Genomic DNA, 17,857 nt, shown 5'->3' with positions numbered 1-17,857 from the left:
GTTTCAATGGCAAGGAGCACCAGCATCGTAGGTTATTTGGCTGCCGGAAATTTACTGCCCGCGAAGCAGCATACCAAGCGGAATACTTGAAAGAGCGATCGATATAGGGCCGAGCATTTTTTACGCTTCTCGCGCGATGCTAAATTTCCTTTCAGAAATCTCGCCGTTTGGGAATACCGGATAGCCGCAGGATTCAGGTGCGGTCTTCGGCAAGCGTATGAGCAACAATCGCATTGGCATGACCATGCCCCAAGCCATGCTTATCCTTCAACAATCCAACAAGCTCCATGTGCTGGGCAGGGAGCGCTGCGCGAATCAGTGCCTTCCATTCGGATATCGGGCGACCATACTTCTTCTCGATGGAAGGAAAGTATGAGGCGGGGCCCTTGATCTTTTCGTCGCTCATTCTGACGAAAGATCACGAAACTATTCACGTTGTCAACGCAGCCAAGGTAAGGCGCTCCTGGGAGGAGCGATAAGCGCTCAAGCACGTATCCAGCAAAAGTTTCCTTCGTAGATTCAATGCCATTCGCTTCGTTGGTTGGCACCTAACGACAAAATCGTTACAAATCGGTGCTCAACATATCGCGCATGAGTGCGGTCCCATAGGACTACCCATGGCGCACTCTATTCCCCCTCCCATTGCTAAACGGCTGGCTTGAGCCATGGAGCCGCGCGATTACTTCACCCTCTGGGTGCTGTCAGTTCTGGCGTCAGCTACGATCGTTGGCGGCAAGATCGGCATGTATGTCTGGGGCCTCGCCCCCGACCCGCCCGCCGACCCAGCGGCCGCGATGCACTGGCGTCGCCGGCGTCGCTGGCTGGCGTATTCCGAGGTGTCGGCGCTGCCGGCCTTTGGCACAATCGGCGTGACGGCCGTAGCCTACGGCGACCTCAATCCCATCCTTGGCGTGCTGATCGCCATGGCGCTGGGCGCGATCGGCTTCCCGCTGTTCCTCGACGGCGCGCAATGGCTGTTCCGCAAGCGGCTGGGAATGCCCACCCCCCATGGGAGTGCGGAAGATGCCTGACACGATCCAGTTCGTCCTGGGCGCCTCCGTCGTCCTTCTTGTGCCCGCGCTGGGCATGGCCCTCTACCACGGCACCCGGTTGGAAAAGCACCTCTACCGGGGCGCCGGCGACGTCTCCTCAGAAAAAGGAAAGCGCCAATGACCGCACCTATGAACCCGCTCATTCTTGGGATGGTGGACACCACCGTTGGCAAGGAAGGCGCCTACGTGAACCACCCATCCGACCCCGGCGGAGAAACCAAGTGGGGCATCATAAAGACCACCGCCGTCGCAAACGGATGGACCGGCCCGATGAAGGATCTTCCTCAGGATTTCGCCGTCAGGATCTACTACACGGAATATGCGGTGAAGCCTGGGTTTGCCGCTGTCGCCGAAATCTCGGCTGTGATTGGTGCCGAGCTGTTCGATAGCGGCGTGAATTGTGGTGTCGGCCGCCCGCCCATCTGGTTTCAGGAATGGCTCAACGCCTTCAACCAGCAAGGCCGGCTCTATCCCGATATCAAGGAAGACGGCCAGATTGGGCCGGCTACCCTGTCCGCGTTCCGGGCCTATCTGGCGAAGCGCGGCGCCGCGGCGGAAAAGGTCATGCTCGCCGCACTCAATGCCGATCAGGCCGCGCACTACAAGAAGATCACCCGCGCCAAGGAATCGATCGAGGACTTCACGTTCGGCTGGATGCGAACCCGGGTGGCGGCATGATCCGGGCGACGAGGGATCGGCTGGGCGATCATAAGCTCGAGGGGCTCGCGGTCTTGGTGATCGTCGTGATGATGGCGATCGGCTCGTGGCAGCTCCTCGTCGCATGGCACGACGCCCGGGTGATCGATCAGCACGAGGCCAAGCAAGAGGCCGAAACGGCCAAGCGCGCCCTCACGGCCGAGCGCACCGCCAACGCCCGCGCCGCCGAAAGGAGCGAGTTGGCCCACCAGAGAGAGGAAGAGCTTTCCGATGTTCAGAGCACCGCCGAGGCGGAAGATCCAGACGGCGCGGCTGGCAGCGTCGGCCCTGCTACTCGCGTTGTCGTTGACGAGCTGCGCCGGAAACAGGTTCGCCCGGCCAGATAAGAGCCGCACCGCGACCGAAGCCTACCCGACAATCCCGGAAGGCGCCGCGCCATGCCGGAAGGCTCAGGAGGCACGCTGCCTGTCCGATTCGCAGAACGCGGATCTCCTGCGCGCCTATGACGCGGCGCTGACCCGGGCGAACGACAAGCTCCTGTGGCTCGAGGACTATTTTTCCCAGATTTTCTGATGGCCGAAATCCGACATTTGGTCCGCGTCGAGGGGGCGTCGGCTCCCGCCCCTTTCTCGCCGTTCAGGCACTCTCTCGAGCTATCCGAAACCGGCCATTCGATTATCCTCCGCAGGCTGATTGGGATTGGCGTAAGTTGGTCGAAGCTGCCGGTCGGGCCCCGCCAAACGGCGGGTCGGCAATGCGCCCGTGGTCGCCGTCCAGCGGCTCGGTTCCATTGATGAAAGCGGTCATTCGTTCAGGTTGGACTGGCCGATCAGGCCCGAAAAAAGCTTCCCGTCGGCCACCGCCCAATCCAGCCGCCGAAGGGGAACCAAGGCCAGAGTGGCCTAGCCTGCGTCCTCGCCCGAATAGCGGTGCCGCCCTTCGCGCAATCATGGGTCTATCGGTTTATGCTCAGCTGCAATATGAACCTGACTTATGAATACGCACGCTTTAGACTATGCCGCCATCGAGGCCCGGCACGACTTGGCAGGCAACGTTTACTTCCTCGCGCCAGTGAACTTCGAGAACGCAGCGTTCTGCAAGATCGGCCGCTCCAAGAACGACCCGGAGGCCCGCTGCGCTCAGATTAACAAGAGCTCGACCGGTGATGTCCTGTGGGGCGTCAGGCATGTCATCACGGTCGACGACCATATCCGCCTCGAGCGCCTCGTGCACCAACTGCTGGCTTCCTGCCGCAACCAAGGAGCGGGGCAGCGGCGGGAGATTTTCCACCTGCCGGCTGACGATGCCTTCGCCCGCGCCAGCGAGATGCTGTCTCAGCTGACCGACATCAATGAAATTCCCATCGCCGTCCCCGCGCCGGTCGTGAAAGCCCGACGCGCGAAGTCGAGCGGCGGGGGCGCGGGGCGCGTCGTCAAGAAGGGCGACGAGGCCTACCTCCCCTTGTTCATGTCGTGGGCAAGGCGGCTGGAGATCAAGGGCGGCGGCAAGCCTTTCGGGCAGTGGAAGAATCCTTACTTCGGCTACAGCGACGGCGTGGAGGGCGTGCAGTGGAACATTGCGGTTGACCGGAACACTGGAGAGATTCGACTTGGCGTAAACCTCGAAGGCTCGGCCAAGGGCGGCGGCAACTGGCTGATTACTGATTTTATTTTTTCGGAACTCGCTCGGCCCACGATCGAGTCGATCAAAGCGAAGGTCGACGCGGGCCGGATTCAGCTAACGCTCGCGTGCGACGCGTGGCAGGGCGCCTCGCGTTACGACATCGTCGAGCAACTGATTGGTGGGCGGCCTCATCTCCTTTCGGCGATCGATGCTCAGCTTTGGGATGAAATCCTAACTCAGGCGAAAGGCTGTCTCGACCCGACTCGGCAGTTCCGCGCCAGGGCGAAGGGGACCGTTACTGTGCTTGACACTGGAGAAAAGCGGCTGGCTGCGCCGCCGATGGGCGGGGTGTCTCCGCATCTCACCATCCACACGCTTGTCGACGCCGAGCCGGGCTGGAATGACGATAGGCTGGACGCCGCGATGGACCAAGCCATCACCCGTCTGCGGCCGGTCTACGAATGGGTCTCCCACGAAGGGCGAAAGAGTCACGGGAAAAGGTAACGTGTTAGTCGTCGATCGAGGGACAAACGTTGGGGAGGTCCGTGGGCCGAAGTTAGTAGTTGGACAACCCCCACTCAACTACTCGTTCGATACGATGAGACCGCGCGCGTATTTTCTCGCCAAGAAAGCGTGGACGGCGTGACGGTCCGCTTCGAACCCACCGCTCATTGATTGTCCGCAATGGGGTCGGCAGCCGTATGTCTGCTCTCCGCGCCTTGTCAGCCGGAACCAGACGGTCCGGAAACGGCCCATTTCCGATGAACTTACGCCGCTCCGGTGCGATTACGGGAATGGCTGCTCTATGAGGAATCCTTGCCCAGTGGCGTCAAATTCCTGTTGGCCGCTTAGCCAGTGAACCGGTGTCATCGGTCCGGCTTCTCGGCACCGAAATTGGGCGGGATCATCGTGGATCGCTGCCAAATAGGCTTGAGCGCTGCGCGCAATGAATTCGTAAAGTGGCACGAGAGATCTCCCGATTCAGCGGGCCAACAGCGTGACTTCGTGCAAGGGCCCGCGTGTTGAGAACCACGGCTTTTCCCGGGGTAAAGATTTGCGAGTGTGTGGTATCAGTCACGAATGGCAACGCCTCCTATCTGGGCCCGGCACAATGCGGCACGCGTCTTCGACATGGTCTCATTCGATCATGAAGGCGTGGGAAGGCGCGTGGCTAGCGGATTTAGCGGGGCGTTCACGTCGCGCAGTTTAAGACGAGCTGCGCTGGCAGTGAGGGACGCGAAGGTAATCGAGCGGCGATCTGACATGTTGGTCGGCTGGCGACGGACGCTGGTAGGCGAGAAAGACGAAACCTCCGCAACGTCGAGCCTTACGCTCACCGGTTTTCAACCATTTTGCCAAGCAGATCGCATGGGATTTCACAAAACTCCACTCGGCATGATAATATACAAACATGCTATAGCGAGATTGTTCGAGCGTGCAATTCAACCACTAGAACCTGTCGTGTCAGAACTGCTCTCACAAAATTTTATAAATTATTGCTCGGACGTGGATGAGGAAACGGCCGGTCTCGGATTTGCTATTCCATTTAGGGGCGGGCGATTCCTCGGATCGGTCGAATCCATAAGTGAGCCGAACGGCGCGGTTTTTTCGATTTTCACAGTTCACACGTGGCTGCCAAGGGCGATTTCTGAATTGTGTTGGACTGACAAGCCGAGCCGTACTTTAACAAAGGCCCTTCGATACGACCAAAATAAACGGCTACTCGATCTCCGCCGATCGCAAGAAATTTCGACGGCATTGAATAGCGGCCAAGCCGGTGACGCAACGGTAAACTTGCTCGATAAGGACTGGCTCGCCATCTCACGAACGAAGCGCCTGGGTCGGCCTCGATGACCGCTCTGGCGGGTTAATTCGGCTTGGCCGTTGCCAGTTCCTTTCTTGCCAAGTCCCGTTGAGCGATAAAGTTCGGGTCGGCTTGTAGCCTGGCGTAAGTGGCTGAAGCCACGGTTCGGCCTGAGACCGTGTCGCTCATCCAATGGGCGCCGCATACGACCCGGCTCTGACCGAAGTCATAGCCTCGCTGCAGGATAGCGTTCTCCCTGTCAGGAAAGAGGTCCGTAAGCACCAACGCCAAAGTCCATCCGATCGCCGTGTGACCCGATGGATACGACCCATCTTTGCGGAGCGCGGACTCATCCTCGGGACGGCACGTGCTGGTCTTATTCTGCACGAAGGGACGAACGCGCTGATAGTGATTTTTCGCTGCGTAAGTCGATAATGCTCCGTCGGCGATCGCACGGCGCAACAGCATCTCGGTATTAGGCTTCGAACCGTCGGAAAGAGAGGTGCCGACAATATGCTCGAAGCTACTTACGATGTGCGCCCAACTGCTAAGATCGGCATCCGAGGCAGCGAGGGCTTTCCGTTCATCATTGACGGCCATTCCCGCGTTGAACGCCTCCTGGTCGGCGGCTTTAGCAGCCGATCCCTCAACCGGTGGCGGCGGAAGCAGGGCAAGACTGTCGGGCAAGACCTTTGGGTCGAGAAAGCCTTTCGGGAAGGGAATGGTGGGGCTGAGCATGCCCACTGCCTCCAGCGTGACCGGTGGCTGAATGGCGGCAGTGGAAGTCGTATGCGTTGTGGACGCGCACCCTGCCAGTAAAGCAATGGATAGCAGCGTTGCGCTTCGCTTCATGGCCAGCATAAACCCGTTTCCCTCAGCGGCGGAAGTATAAATGAACGTTGTTGGCAAGACGCGCTGTAAATTCATTCAAAGAGCCGCAAGCTCAAAGAAAAGGCGCGTCGATCAGCGATCGACGCGCCTTCTTGAATCTCTCGTCAGTTACCCGTCGGCATTCCGATCCGGAAACCTTCGGCGGCGAGTTGATCCTTGACGTGCTTGAACCGTTCATACTGCGTCAGTGTTATCGGACCGCTATAGCCCTCGCCCTGCATCTTGCGGGGCGGGTATTCGAGATAGGTCTTCATAAGTTCCTTGATCGCTGCGTTGATCGTCACCAGCGTCCAGGTATGCTCGGTGTAGTTGTTCATGAAGATGTCGTAGCGTTCCTGTGGGTCCTGCCAGAGATCGAACACCTGGGGCACCGTTGCGACGTAGGCGTTGGGGCCTTTCCATCCCAAGTTGGTGTCGACGGCAAGGCCGCCCGTTGAGGCACCGTTGTCGCCGCGCACGTTAAAGCATGCTTTGTAGTTGCCCACCCGTGCGGCGCCGGGCGTAAGTTCGTCTTCGGTAAAATAGAACCAACTGCTGCGTTCCGACTTGCCTTTGCCGAGGAGGACGGGAGACATGTCGTAACTGTCGAAGATGATTGGTTCGCCTTCACGATCCTTCTCCGGTAGCTTGATGCCGGCCAAGGATGCGAACGTTGCCATGTAGTCGAGGCCGCCCACGATGTCGGCGTTCCTCGTGCCCCCCTCAATGCCGGGGCCCCATGCCAGCGAAGGTACGCGGTTGCCGCCTTCGCGGACCGTACCTTTGGTTCCGCGATAGGGCGTATAGCCAGCATCAGGATAGACATCTTGCCATGCGCCGTTGTCGGTGGTCCAGAAGACGTAAGTGTTGTCGTCAAGGCCCAGCTCGCGGATCTTGTCCATGATCGCGCCTATTCGCGCATCATTCTCGACGAGAGAATCCGAATACTTAGACTTGGACAGCGACTTTCCCTTGAAATCAGGGTGCGGCATGCTGGGCTGATGCATCTTCATGAAGTTGATATGCATGAAGAAGGGTTCATCGGAATCCTTGACGCTGTCAAGATAGTCAAGCGAAGCCTTTTCAACATACGAATCGTAGTAGGGAATGCCGACGATACCATTGTCCGGGTCGTCAACGTACTGTCCGTTGACCTTGAAGACTTCCTTCGGTTCCTCGCCAGCGTTTCCAGACAAGGCACCTTTTGTCACCTTTTCGAACATCGTGCGCAGTTCCTCGTCCATGTCGGGGAACCACTCCGGGTCTGCATAGGTGTAGGCGTTCAGGTGATAGAGGCCGACATATTCCATGCGGTCGTAGCCGTGGGCGGTAGGCATTGCATAGTCGGACTCGCCCAGGTGCCACTTCCCAGCAAAGAACGTCTTGTAGTTCGCCTGCTTAAGGACTGAAGCCAGCGTCCATTCGGCTGCGGGCAGACCTCCGCCGTCGCCCTGGAAGGCGACCGTCGTCATGCCGCTGCGATTGGGAATGCGCCCGGTGATGACAGCAGCGCGGCCCGGAGTGCAACTGGGCTGCGCGTAGAAGGAAAGGAACTGCATACCCTCAGCCGCGATGCGATCAAGGTTGGGAGTAGGCATGCCGCGATTTTCGCCGCCCCCGTAGCAACCCGCATCACCATATCCGAAATCGTCGGAAAGGATCAGAACGATGTTGGGCTTGCGCTTGTCTGCCATTAGGATCTCCTGCTGATAGCCTGGACGAGATATCTCGTCCGCACCGCGAGTGCTTTCGCACGGCCATTGCGCCTCCTGCAGGCGCTCGGGAGGCACCACGGCAGCAGACGTCCATGAGTTATTCGCTAGTCGCTGTGGCGCGCCAATCGGGGTTTACCCTATGTTATGGGTTCGTTGGCGCCCAGATCACTTTCGGAGAATATCAAAATCCCAGTCAGGCTCGCGGGCTGCATGCGGCGACTGGAAACCGTTTCGAAAGCGAAAGCAGAAAAGGGCAACTAAATAAGGCTTCGGCCGAAATTGGCCTGTCGCGATCGGAGTTCGCCGACCGATCTTCGACGCCCTGCAATTAACCGTTTCCGAGGTAGGGCAGCAATTGTGAAGGTGCTTCGTGGTTCATCCGTGCAGTAGGGTAGGGGGCCGACGCGGACGTTCGGCACGTCGTCGGCCACGCACCGGCACGACCCGAAGGCAAGCGAATTAACGTTAATTTCGGGTTGGACGGATGCCGAAAACGCACTTGAAATAGTGATACAACAGGCTTCGGAGGCGGCAGGTATCCATGGGGGCGATTTTTGCGGTGATACATTGAAATTCCGCAGAAAACCGTGCTTGTTGCGGTCCTACTCGGGGAGCCACTTCTTTCTTCCCTCCGGACCGGAGGAAGAAAGCAAGTCGCTCTGCACCTTACATGCATTTGAGCAAGCGTTTGCGGCAAGGCCGCAAGTGTCAAAACGTTTCCCAACTCCACTTCGCATTGACGAACGGCGCATCCGGTGAGAGCGCTGGTTATGGGCGCCCCCGCTAGATCGCGAATGACAATCGGGCATCCTGCGAGAGGAAACGTGGTCCGAATCAGCATCCCGCGCCTGGCGGTCCTAGCTGCCGTCGTCTTTCTGGGGCTTGGCATCGTCCAGTTGATCGGCAGCCTGCTGTTCTACCAGGCGATCGACCGGCAGACCTTGCGCGCCGACCATGCGCGGCGAATTGCGGAACTCATCGTCGTCAGCGACCGCATTCATTCGCTCGAACCGAATCTGGCGGCGCCGATCATGACGACCGGACATCTCAAGGCGGAGTTCTCGCCCGAACCGGCGGTTCGCGCGATGATGGATTCGGATACGCTGCACAAGATCGCCGGGCAGGTGATCGAATGGGAACCCTCGCTCGCCTCGCGTCCGCTCAATCTCGCCACGGCCGATGCCAGCGGCGGCAAGAGCGATCTGATCGGGTCGATCCGCCTCGACGATGGCAAGTGGCTGAATTTCCGCTCGCGCGACATCACTTCGATGTGGCCCATAGCGCTGCGGGCCAGCGCGCTGATGTTCTGCACGGCGCTGGCCTGCATCGCCATCGGCCTGATCGCACTCAGGCTCCTGACCAATCCGCTGCGCCGCCTGACGCAGGCCGCCGACGCCATCGGCCACGGCCAGCGGGTGGAGATCCGCGAGAGCGGGCCGGAGGACCTTCGCAATCTCGCCCATTCGATGAATGTCATGCAGGAGCGGATCGCCCGCCTGCTCGAAGACCAGGCGCGGTCGTTCGAAGCGATCAGCCACGACTTGCGCACACCGCTCTCACGCCAGCAGATCGCCACCGATCTCATCGACGATCCCGAGATCTCCGAGATCATGCAGGCCAGCATTGATGAGATGGAAGGCCTTCTGGCCTCGCTCCAGGGATACCTGAGGGCGCAGCACATGTCTGCCGAGGCCGAACCGCTCGATCTGGGCGAACTGGTGCGGGCGGTGATCGCGCCTTATGAAGATCGTGCGCGACTGTCCGGCGCGGACAAAGTCGTGGTCGAGAGCTTCCCCCAGCCGCTGGCCCTGGCGACAGGCGCGCTGGTCGAGAACGCGATCCACTTCGGGGGCCGGGCCGAGGTCGCGATCCGCCGCGAAGGCGCGGACTGGCTCATCGAAGTGGAGGACACCGGCCCCGGCATTCCGCCCGGTCATTTCCAAGACGTGCTGACGCCGTTCTTCCGGCTCGACGAGGCGCGTACCCGCGATACGCCGGGCTTCGGCCTGGGCATCCCCACCGCGCACCGGCTGATGATGCGTTTCGGGGGAGACCTGTCCTTCGCTACGTCGCCCTGCGGCGGGCTGATCGCGCGGATCAGGGTGCCGTTGATGTAGTTCGGCGCGTCAGCGGCCTCGGCTTGTCCGGGGTGGATCCGCGCGCATCCGTCATCCTGAACTGGTTTCAGGATGACGGGCGTGGAGGCGCGGCGTCGTCGTCGGTTCAGCCCTTGCGGGCGACCGAGGTCAGGCCCTTGGTCAGTTGCAGCAGGCCGTTGAGGCGGCTTTTCGGATCGCCCCAGGCGCGTTGCAGGACCAGCTTGTTGTCCGGACGGAGCTTGACGGTGCCCTGGAGGCGCTCGGCATAGGCGATGAGGCCAGCCGGGTTCGGGAAGCTGTCGTTGTGGAAGCTGACGAGAGTGCCGCGCGGGCCGACGTCGATCTTGGCGATATGCGCCTCGATCGCCTGACGCTTGATCTGAATGAGCTTGATGAGGTTCGAGGTCGCCGAGGGCAGGGGGCCGAAGCGGTCGATCATCTCGGCCGAGAGCGATTCGATCTCGTCCTTGCTGTCGGCATCGTTGAGGCGGCGATAGAGCGCCATGCGGACGGCCAGATCGGGCACGTATTCCTCGGGGATCATGATCGGCGCTTCCACCGTGATCTGCGGGGACAGGCCGGAGGTATCCTTCTCCAGGCCCACCCCGCCTGCGCGGGCGGCCAGGATCGCGTCTTCCAGCATCGACTGGTAGAGTTCGAAGCCCACCTCTCGGATATGGCCCGACTGCTCGTCGCCCAGGAGGTTGCCGGCGCCGCGAATGTCCAGGTCGTGGCTGGCCAGCTGGAAGCCGGCGCCCAGGGAATCGAGGTCGCTCAGGACCTTGAGCCGCTTTTCGGCCACTTCGGAAAGGGCATTGCCGGCAGGGGTCGTCAGGTAGGCATAAGCGCGGAGCTTGGAGCGTCCGACGCGGCCGCGCAGCTGGTAGAGCTGGGCGAGGCCGAAGCGGTCGGCGCGGTGGATGATGATGGTGTTGGCGCGCGGAATGTCGATGCCGCTCTCGACGATGGTGGTCGAGAGCAGGACCTCGTACTTGCCTTCGTAGAAGGCGCTCATGCGCTCTTCCACTTCACCCGCGCTCATCTGGCCGTGGGCGGAGATGACCTTTACCTCGGGCACGTTTTTGGCCAGCCATTCCTCGACTTCGGCCATGTCGGTGATGCGGGGCACGACGATGAAGCTCTGGCCGCCGCGATGGTGTTCGCGCAGCAGGGCCTCGCGCATCACCATCTCGTCCCATTCCATCACGTAAGTGCGCACCGCCAGGCGGTCGACCGGCGGGGTCTGGATGGTCGAGAGTTCGCGCAGGCCGCTCATCGCCATCTGCAAGGTGCGCGGGATCGGCGTGGCGGTGAGCGTCAGGACGTGAACGTCGGTGCGAAGCTGCTTCAGCCGCTCCTTGTGGTTCACGCCGAAGCGCTGTTCCTCGTCGACGATGACGAGGCCGAGGCGCTTGAAATTGACCGTTTTCGACAGGATCGCATGCGTGCCGCAGACGACATCCATGGTGCCGGCGGAGAGCCCGTCGCGCGTGGCCTTGGCTTCCTTTTCGGGAACGAGGCGCGAGAGACGGCCCACTTCCAGCGGGAAGCCGTTGAAGCGCTCGGCAAAGCTCGAATAGTGCTGGCGCGCGAGCAGGGTGGTCGGCGCGACCACCGCGACCTGCTGGCCGGCCATGGCGGCGACGAAAGCGGCGCGCAGGGCCACTTCGGTCTTGCCGAAGCCGACATCGCCGCAGACCAGGCGGTCCATCGGCTTGCCTTCGGCAAGGTCGCCCAGCACGTCGTCGATGGCGTGTTCCTGGTCCTCGGTTTCCTGCCAGGGGAACCGGTCCACGAACTGGTCGTAGGAGGACTTTTCGGGCAACAGCGCGGGCGCGACGCGAAGGGCGCGCTCGGCGGCGGTCTTCATCAGTTCGCCCGCGATCTCGCGGATGCGCTCCTTCAGCTTGGCGCGGCGCTTCTGCCATGCCTCGCCGCCCAGCTTGTCCAGCGCGACGCCTTCCGCCTCGCTGCCATAGCGCGAGAGAACGTCGAGGTTCTCTACCGGGATGTAGAGCTTGTCGCCGCCTGCGTAAGTCAGCATCACGCAGTCGTGGGGCGACTGGCCGACCGGGATCGACTGGAGCCCTTCGTAGCGGCCGATGCCGTGGTCCATGTGGACGATCAGGTCGCCCGGCGTCAGTGCCGCCAGTTCGGCGAGGAAGGCGTCCGAATCCTTCTTCTTTTTCTTCCGGCGGACCAGGCGGTCGCCGAGAATGTCCTGTTCGGTGACGACTTCGACGGTATCGTTGGAAAAGCCGGTTTCCAGCGGCAGCACCAGCGCGGCGCTGCGCCCCTGAACCGCCAGGCCGAGCGCTTCCTGCCAGGTGTCGGCAAGCCGCGGTTCCGGGCCCTGCGCTTCGCCCAGGATCGAGACGAGGCGGGCGCGGCTGCCGGTGGAATAGGCGGCCAGGATCGCCTTGCGGCCGGTCTTGGCGACGGCGTGCAAGTGCTTGGCGGCGGCTTCGTAGGCATTGTCGCCGCGCGCCCGTTCGGGCGTGAAGTCGCGGGCATTGCCGAAGCCGAAGTCGATGACCGTCTTCGATTCGGGCTGCGCGAAAGGATCGGCGCGGTGGACCGGGAAGGCAGCGACGGCCTGCTCGAATTCCTCGCGCGCGAGATAGAGCGCGTCGGTCGCCAGCGGGCGGTAGGATCCCGCCTTCTGCCCCGAGGTTTCGAGGCGCGCCTTGTGATAGTCCGCGATGTCGTTGAAGCGCTCGTCCGTGGCGCCCAGGGCGGAGCTGTCGATCACCAGCAGGTCATCGTCCGCAAGGTGATCGAACACCGTGACCAGGCGATCCTCGAACAGCGGCAGCCAGTGCTCCATGCCGGCAAGGCGGCGGCCGTCGCTGACGGCCTGGTAGAGCGGGTCGGCCGTGGCATTGGCGCCGAACATCTCGCGGTAGCGGGCGCGGAAGCGCTTGACGCTGTCGTCGTCGATCAGCGCCTCGCTCGCGGGCAGCAGGAGATGTTCCTGCACCGATCCGGTCGTGCGCTGGGTGCCGGTGTCGAACAGGCGCAGCGTTTCCAGCTCGTCACCGAAGAAGTCGAGGCGCAGGCCGCCATCCAGACCCGAAGGGACGATGTCGAAGATCGAGCCACGCACGGCGAATTCGCCGGCGTCGATGGCGGTATCGCTGCGCTGGTAGCCCTGGCGGCGCAGCAACGCGATCAGGCTCTCATGGCCGATGTCGAGATTGGGCTTGAGCAGGCGCACCGATTCGCGGATGCGGAACGGCGTGAGCACCCGCTGCAGCACGGCATTGGCGGTCGTGACCAGCAGCTGCGGGCCGGAGCGCTTCTGCTGAAGCCGGTGCAACGCGGCCAGGCGGCGCGCGCTGACCGAGAGCGCGGGGCTGGCGCGGTCGTAGGGCAGGCAGTCCCAGGCCGGGAATTCGACGACGTCCAGTTCCGGCGCGAAGAACTGCGCGGCATCGGCCACGGCGCGCATGGCGCTTTCGTTGTCGGCGATGAAGACCGCGCGGCCGTTTCCGGCCTTGCTTGCCGCGGCGCGGGCAAGATCCGCCATGACCAGCGGCTGTGCCCCCCGCGTCACCGAGGCGAGGGTCAGGGGCGAAGTCGCCGCGAGAATACGTTGGAAGTCGGTCATCTGGTCGTTGTTGGGCCTTCGACAAGCTCAGGCTGAGCGGGTCCGAGAGTTTGCGTCATTCTCTGCTCATGCCGCGTTCCGAGCGTGCCGAGGGGGCACGGCATCAACGCGGAATGTCGACGTAATCGAGCTTCATCATGCGGTCCATGAGCGGGCCGCGATATTCTTCGGGGATCGACAGGGTGCCGAGCGCCCAGGCCATGATGTCCACGTCCTCTTCCTCGATCATCTTCTCGAAAAGGTCGAGATCGCTTCCGGACCATTCGGCGTGAAACCGGTCGAAGTAGCAGCCGATCATGTAGTCGGCCTCGCGCGTGCCGCGATGCCAGGCGCGAAACTTCAGTTTGGCGAGACGCGCTGCGGCTTGAGGCGAAAGTTCGGTCATATCCGCGCCGTTACCGCGCCGCGCCGGTTGGGGCAAGGTTCGGCGGGGCAACCCTGGCCTTGAGGACGAACGAGCGGCGCCCGCCGGGATCTCTCGCGATCCTCCCGGCAGGCGCCGTCGGGTATGACGGCGCGTTTAGCGCTGGAACACCTTGATGATCTCTTCGCTCGGGCGGCCGGTCATCGTCTTGGGCACTTCGGTCAGCAGGGCGCCCTTCAGTTCCTTGTGATAATGGCGCCGCATCTCGCCCAGCGAGCGGGGATCGGCGACGATCACCAGTTGATCGATCTCCCGGTCCAGCACCTGCTGGTTGAGCCAGCCGGCCACGGCGGCGGCGTGGGCGCTTTCGTCCAGGGCGTCGTTGCTGCCGTCGCCGGTACGCGCCTGATGGCGCTTCTGGGCATCATGGCGGCGAAACCCCGCGCTGAAGTTGGTCGGTTCGAGGTCCGGGGTCTCCAGCGAGGTGAGCCTGGGTGCGGCTTCGCGCCCCGAGTTGCGATAAAGTTCGAAGTTTTCACCGTCGACGATCGCGAACACGGTTCCGTGCGGAAGAAGCATGCATTTCTCCTATGCTGGTGGGGGGGGACATCGAAAGCAACGTGGCTGTCCGCAAATCCGTTCCCCATCGGTCTGGCGAACGGAGCCGTTCTCGCGCTAAGAGGCTGACCATGCGGCCCGAAGCACTGAATTGCCTGTTCACCGAGACCGATGCCCTCGACGGCGTGGGACCCAAGCTCAAGCGTCCGCTCGAAAAGCTCGGGCTCACGCGTATTCGCGACCTGATCTACCATCTGCCCGACCGTTTCGTGGAGCGGCGCGCGGTCACCAATCTCGACGACGCGAGCGTGGGCGAGAACGTGATCGTCCAGCTGACGGTGCGCGAGCATCGCTCCCCCGCCGGACGCGGGCCGTTCCGGGTCCTGGCCGAGGATGCCGCGGGAAATGTCTGCACCATCACTTATTTCGGCCGCGCGTCCTTCACCGCCCGCAAGCAGTTGCCGGTGGGCGAGACGCGCTGGGTGGCCGGCCGGCTCGACCAGTATGGCCAGATGCTCCAGATGGTGCATCCCGAACATGTCTCGGAAGACAGTGCCGCGCCGGTGGGCCAGCTTTGCGAGGCTGTCTATCCGCTGTCGGAAGGGCTGACCCAGGGGCGCGTCGCCGGTCTTGTCCAGCAGGCGCTCAAGGTCTTGCCCGAACTGCCCGAGTGGATCGAGACCAGCCTCTACGACAAGATGAAGTGGCCGGCCTGGCACGACGCTGCGCGCGAAGTGCACCGCGGGGTCCATGCCTCGGCCCGCGATCGCCTGGCTTATGACGAACTGCTGGCCAATGCGCTGGCGCTGATGCTGGTGCGGGAGAGCAATCGGAAGCAATCCGGCACGCCGCTGAAGGGCGACGGCTCGCTGCGCGCCAGGCTGAAGCTGCCCTTTGCGCTGACCGGCGCGCAGAAGCGCTCGATCGACGAGATCGAGGGCGATATCGCCCAGAACGCGCCGATGCTGCGCCTGCTTCAGGGGGACGTTGGCGCGGGCAAGACGGTGGTGGCGCTCAACGCCATGCTGATCGCGGTGGAAGCGGGCGCGCAGGCGGCCCTGCTGGCGCCGACCGAGATTCTGGCGCGGCAACATTACGAGACTCTTGCGCGGATGCTCCAGGGCACCGGCGTCGAGATCGCGCTGCTCACCGGGCGCGACAAGGGCAAGGCGCGCGAGGCGATCCTCATGGGCCTGGTCGGCGGCTCCATCGACATCATCGTCGGCACTCATGCGATCTTCCAGGACACGGTGTCCTACCGCAATCTCGCCCTGGTGGTGATCGACGAGCAGCACCGCTTCGGGGTCGGCCAGCGGCTCATGCTCGCGCGCAAGGGCCGCCGCACGCCGCATACCCTGGCGATGACGGCCACGCCGATCCCCCGCACGCTGACCCTGGCGCAATATGGCGAGATGGAAGTCTCCAAGCTCGACGAACTGCCGCCCGGGCGCCAGGCCATCGATACCCGGGTCGTCTCCGTAGAACGGATGGATGACGTGGCCGGGGCCATCGCCCGTCATATCGAAACCGGGCAGCAGGCCTACTGGGTCTGCCCCATGGTCAGCGAGAGCGAGAACGACGACCTGGCCGCGGCCGAGGCCCGCTACGCCGTGCTCAAGGAGCGCTTCGGCGAACAGGTGGTGCTGGTTCACGGCCAGCTCAGGCCCGATGTGAAGGACGCGGGCATGGAACGCTTCGCCAGCGGCGCGGCATCGGTGCTGGTGGCGACGACCGTGATCGAGGTGGGCGTCGACGTGCCGAATGCGACGCTCATGGTCATCGAGCAGGCCGAGCGCTTCGGTCTTGCCCAGCTGCACCAGCTGCGCGGACGGGTAGGGCGCGGCAGCGAGAAATCGACCTGCCTGCTGCTGCGCGGGCAGCAACTCAGCGAAACCGCGCGCCAGCGCCTGGCGCTGATGCGCGAGACTCAGGACGGCTTCCGGCTGGCGGAGGAAGACCTCGAGCTGCGCGGCGGCGGCGAACTGCTCGGCACGCGGCAGTCGGGCGACACTCCGTTCCGCATCGCCAGTCTGGAGCAGATCACCAAGCTGTTGCCGCTGGCGCATGACGACGCGCGCCTGCTGATCGAGCGGGATGGCGGGCTGGCCGGGCCGCGCGGGGAGGCGGCGCGCCTGTTGCTCTACCTGTTCGAACGCGACTGGGGCGTGCAACTGCTTCGCGGCGGCTGAATGCCCGTCGCCGCGGGCCTCGTGCAAGGCCGCTGACGGGGATCGGCTACCGCTCGGCGCCTGACATCAGCATCCCGTCGGCGTGACGCGCCCGGCGTAAATGGGCGAGAGCGGGAAGTTCAGCTCCGCCAGGAGCGCCGCGTCGGCATGGCAATACTTCTGCGCGGCCACGAAACTGCGCACCGGCGCGAAGTCGAAAGCCGCATGATCCTGCACCAGAGCGAAGGACTGTATGTGCGTGGTCGCCGCCTCATAGGGCGAAGTGCCGACATCGCGGCTGGCGATCAGCATATAGAGTGTGGACTTCCCGCGAAAATTCCCGCGCGCGAAACGGACGGACCGGATCACGTCGTCACCCACATGGGGCATGTCGATGATCTGCTCGCGGCCTTCCAGCGTGGCGGCGATCTCGCCGACCTTTACCAGGAAGATGTGCTGGCCGCGCACTTTGTTGTTCTGCCGCCAGAGCTGCGCGATCGAGCCTTCCTGTCCGGTGCCGGCAATGTCAGGCACGGCGTTGAGGCCGGGGGAGAGCGCTAGGGGCGTCAGCACGGCTTCCTGCCCGGATGCGAAGGCAGGGCCAGGCAGCGCCGAGCAGACGGAGACGCAAACTAGCGGGATAAGGCGGAAAGGCAGGTTTCGCATCGTCACTCCTGGCGACCACGCATCCTCATCGCCGTTCTGCCCGAGCGCCGGAGGTGCGACAAGAGGGCTGGCCGAAAGAGGTATCCGCCCGTGCGAACCACGCGATTCGTGCCCTTTCACCGAGAGCAGGGCCCGCAAGCACATGGCTTCGGCAGGGTAGGATCAAGAAAAACGAGCCTGTGGAAATTTCTGTTTTTGTTGGAATTTCCTTGGTTTTCGGGTGGCGGGCAGGGGTGTTTGCGGGCTCTTTCGGGGTCATGGCGCACAAAAATCGGATTGGGCCCTTGCCACCCCCGGAGTCGCCCTATATAGGCGCGCTCCTGCCCCGGGCGCTCTTCGGAACGCCCACCCGGTCGGGGAATAGCTCAGCCTGGTAGAGCACTGTCTTCGGGAGGCAGGGGCCGGAGGTTCGAATCCTCTTTCCCCGACCATTTCACCTTCGGGTGAGGCTTAGAAACCCAGCGGAAACGCTGGGTTTTTTGCTGTCTGGGGTTCGCGTCGGACCCAGGTGTCCGGCAGCGGCGGAAGCCGGGTTCCTCGAAAGGAAAACCCGCAGGAGCCTGTCCTCATTATCGAGATTGCCGGTCAATGCTGCACTGCGGGGCAGGCATCCGGGCGCGCTTCGTGTGACCGCCATATTTCAGTTATTGCAACTCATTCGCACATGCGTC

The 17,857-nt window shown here is 62.8% G+C and carries 14 protein-coding genes and 1 tRNA gene; 8 read left to right on the top strand and 7 right to left on the bottom strand.

Features of this window, described 5'->3' with window-relative positions; translation table 11 throughout:
* Positions 1–193: 193 nt before the first annotated feature.
* On the bottom strand, positions 194–406 hold the full coding sequence (locus EDF57_RS15635; RefSeq protein WP_134094946.1) for a DUF4287 domain-containing protein: 213 nt from the start codon (positions 404–406) through the stop codon (positions 194–196).
* Positions 407–665: 259 nt separating this feature from the next.
* Here EDF57_RS15635 and EDF57_RS15630 point away from each other — a divergent pair, with 259 nt between their 5' ends.
* The 5 genes from EDF57_RS15630 (at position 666) to EDF57_RS15615 (ending at position 3,836) form a co-directional block, all read left to right on the top strand.
* Complete coding sequence (locus EDF57_RS15630) at positions 666–1,031, top strand: hypothetical protein (protein ID WP_134094945.1); 366 nt, start codon at positions 666–668, stop codon at positions 1,029–1,031.
* The gene (locus EDF57_RS25525; protein ID WP_166675289.1) at positions 1,024–1,173 is read left to right on the top strand and encodes a hypothetical protein; all 150 of its coding nucleotides are present in this window, start codon (positions 1,024–1,026) and stop codon (positions 1,171–1,173) included. The genes EDF57_RS15630 and EDF57_RS25525 overlap by 8 nt, the downstream gene beginning before the upstream one ends.
* On the top strand, positions 1,170–1,730 hold the full coding sequence (locus tag EDF57_RS15625; RefSeq protein WP_243841091.1) for a glycosyl hydrolase 108 family protein: 561 nt from the start codon (positions 1,170–1,172) through the stop codon (positions 1,728–1,730). Before EDF57_RS25525 ends, EDF57_RS15625 begins: the two co-directional genes overlap by 4 nt.
* The gene (locus EDF57_RS15620; RefSeq protein WP_134094944.1) at positions 1,727–2,095 is read left to right on the top strand and encodes a hypothetical protein; all 369 of its coding nucleotides are present in this window, start codon (positions 1,727–1,729) and stop codon (positions 2,093–2,095) included. Before EDF57_RS15625 ends, EDF57_RS15620 begins: the two co-directional genes overlap by 4 nt.
* 607 nt (positions 2,096–2,702) lie before the next feature.
* Positions 2,703–3,836, top strand: a complete 1,134-nt coding sequence (locus EDF57_RS15615) for a GIY-YIG nuclease family protein (protein WP_134094943.1) — start codon at positions 2,703–2,705, stop codon at positions 3,834–3,836.
* A gap of 1,363 nt (positions 3,837–5,199) precedes the next feature.
* On the opposite strand, the gene EDF57_RS15610 is transcribed toward EDF57_RS15615, so the two are convergent.
* Together EDF57_RS15610 and EDF57_RS15605 are read right to left on the bottom strand one after the other, a co-directional pair.
* Positions 5,200–6,063: a phosphatase PAP2 family protein gene (locus EDF57_RS15610; protein WP_243841090.1), complete on the bottom strand. Its 864-nt coding sequence runs from the start codon at positions 6,061–6,063 to the stop codon at positions 5,200–5,202.
* Positions 6,064–6,131: 68 nt separating this feature from the next.
* Positions 6,132–7,700, bottom strand: coding sequence for an arylsulfatase (locus tag EDF57_RS15605; protein ID WP_134094942.1), 1,569 nt, complete (start codon positions 7,698–7,700; stop codon positions 6,132–6,134).
* Between the two features lie 845 nt (positions 7,701–8,545).
* On the opposite strand from EDF57_RS15605, the gene EDF57_RS15600 reads away from it, so the two are divergent.
* Positions 8,546–9,838, top strand: coding sequence for a HAMP domain-containing sensor histidine kinase (locus tag EDF57_RS15600; RefSeq protein ID WP_243841089.1), 1,293 nt, complete (start codon positions 8,546–8,548; stop codon positions 9,836–9,838).
* Between the two features lie 106 nt (positions 9,839–9,944).
* On the opposite strand, the gene mfd is transcribed toward EDF57_RS15600, so the two are convergent.
* The 3 genes from mfd to EDF57_RS15585 form a co-directional block, all read right to left on the bottom strand.
* On the bottom strand, positions 9,945–13,430 hold the full coding sequence (gene mfd / locus EDF57_RS15595; protein WP_134094940.1) for a transcription-repair coupling factor: 3,486 nt from the start codon (positions 13,428–13,430) through the stop codon (positions 9,945–9,947).
* Positions 13,431–13,533: 103 nt separating this feature from the next.
* Positions 13,534–13,815, bottom strand: coding sequence for a succinate dehydrogenase assembly factor 2 (locus tag EDF57_RS15590; protein WP_132262116.1), 282 nt, complete (start codon positions 13,813–13,815; stop codon positions 13,534–13,536).
* A gap of 135 nt (positions 13,816–13,950) precedes the next feature.
* Complete coding sequence (locus tag EDF57_RS15585) at positions 13,951–14,373, bottom strand: host attachment protein (protein ID WP_132262118.1); 423 nt, start codon at positions 14,371–14,373, stop codon at positions 13,951–13,953.
* 110 nt (positions 14,374–14,483) lie between these two features.
* Here EDF57_RS15585 and recG point away from each other — a divergent pair, with 110 nt between their 5' ends.
* On the top strand, positions 14,484–16,541 hold the full coding sequence (gene recG / locus EDF57_RS15580) for an ATP-dependent DNA helicase RecG (protein WP_134094939.1): 2,058 nt from the start codon (positions 14,484–14,486) through the stop codon (positions 16,539–16,541).
* 66 nt (positions 16,542–16,607) lie between these two features.
* Here recG and EDF57_RS15575 read toward each other — a convergent pair whose 3' ends face one another.
* A complete protein-coding gene (locus EDF57_RS15575; RefSeq protein WP_134094938.1) occupies positions 16,608–17,186 on the bottom strand; it encodes a hypothetical protein in 579 nt (192 codons plus the stop codon).
* A gap of 354 nt (positions 17,187–17,540) precedes the next feature.
* On the opposite strand from EDF57_RS15575, the gene EDF57_RS15570 reads away from it, so the two are divergent.
* Positions 17,541–17,617 (top strand) — tRNA-Pro (locus EDF57_RS15570).
* Positions 17,618–17,857: the final 240 nt, after the last annotated feature.

Source organism: Novosphingobium sp. PhB55 (assembly GCF_004368805.1).
Classification (GTDB): Bacteria; Pseudomonadota; Alphaproteobacteria; order Sphingomonadales; family Sphingomonadaceae; genus Novosphingobium.
The sequence above is the reverse complement of the archived record's forward strand: the minus strand, read 5'-3'. Positions and strand labels throughout refer to the sequence as shown.

Bases quoted from the DNA above. Each gene is read 5' to 3' on its own strand.
- EDF57_RS15635 (WP_134094946.1), bottom strand. From the start codon at position 406: ATGAGCGACGAAAAGATCAAGGGCCCCGCCTCATACTTTCCTTCCATC.
- EDF57_RS15630 (WP_134094945.1), top strand. From the start codon at position 666: ATGGAGCCGCGCGATTACTTCACCCTCTGGGTGCTGTCAGTTCTGGCG.
- EDF57_RS25525 (WP_166675289.1), top strand. From the start codon at position 1,024: ATGCCTGACACGATCCAGTTCGTCCTGGGCGCCTCCGTCGTCCTTCTT.
- EDF57_RS15625 (WP_243841091.1), top strand. From the start codon at position 1,170: ATGACCGCACCTATGAACCCGCTCATTCTTGGGATGGTGGACACCACC.
- EDF57_RS15620 (WP_134094944.1), top strand. From the start codon at position 1,727: ATGATCCGGGCGACGAGGGATCGGCTGGGCGATCATAAGCTCGAGGGG.
- EDF57_RS15615 (WP_134094943.1), top strand. From the start codon at position 2,703: ATGAATACGCACGCTTTAGACTATGCCGCCATCGAGGCCCGGCACGAC.
- EDF57_RS15610 (WP_243841090.1), bottom strand. From the start codon at position 6,063: ATGAATTTACAGCGCGTCTTGCCAACAACGTTCATTTATACTTCCGCC.
- EDF57_RS15605 (WP_134094942.1), bottom strand. From the start codon at position 7,700: ATGGCAGACAAGCGCAAGCCCAACATCGTTCTGATCCTTTCCGACGAT.
- mfd (WP_134094940.1), bottom strand. From the start codon at position 13,430: ATGACCGACTTCCAACGTATTCTCGCGGCGACTTCGCCCCTGACCCTC.
- EDF57_RS15590 (WP_132262116.1), bottom strand. From the start codon at position 13,815: ATGACCGAACTTTCGCCTCAAGCCGCAGCGCGTCTCGCCAAACTGAAG.
- EDF57_RS15585 (WP_132262118.1), bottom strand. From the start codon at position 14,373: ATGCTTCTTCCGCACGGAACCGTGTTCGCGATCGTCGACGGTGAAAAC.
- recG (WP_134094939.1), top strand. From the start codon at position 14,484: ATGCGGCCCGAAGCACTGAATTGCCTGTTCACCGAGACCGATGCCCTC.
- EDF57_RS15575 (WP_134094938.1), bottom strand. From the start codon at position 17,186: ATGCGAAACCTGCCTTTCCGCCTTATCCCGCTAGTTTGCGTCTCCGTC.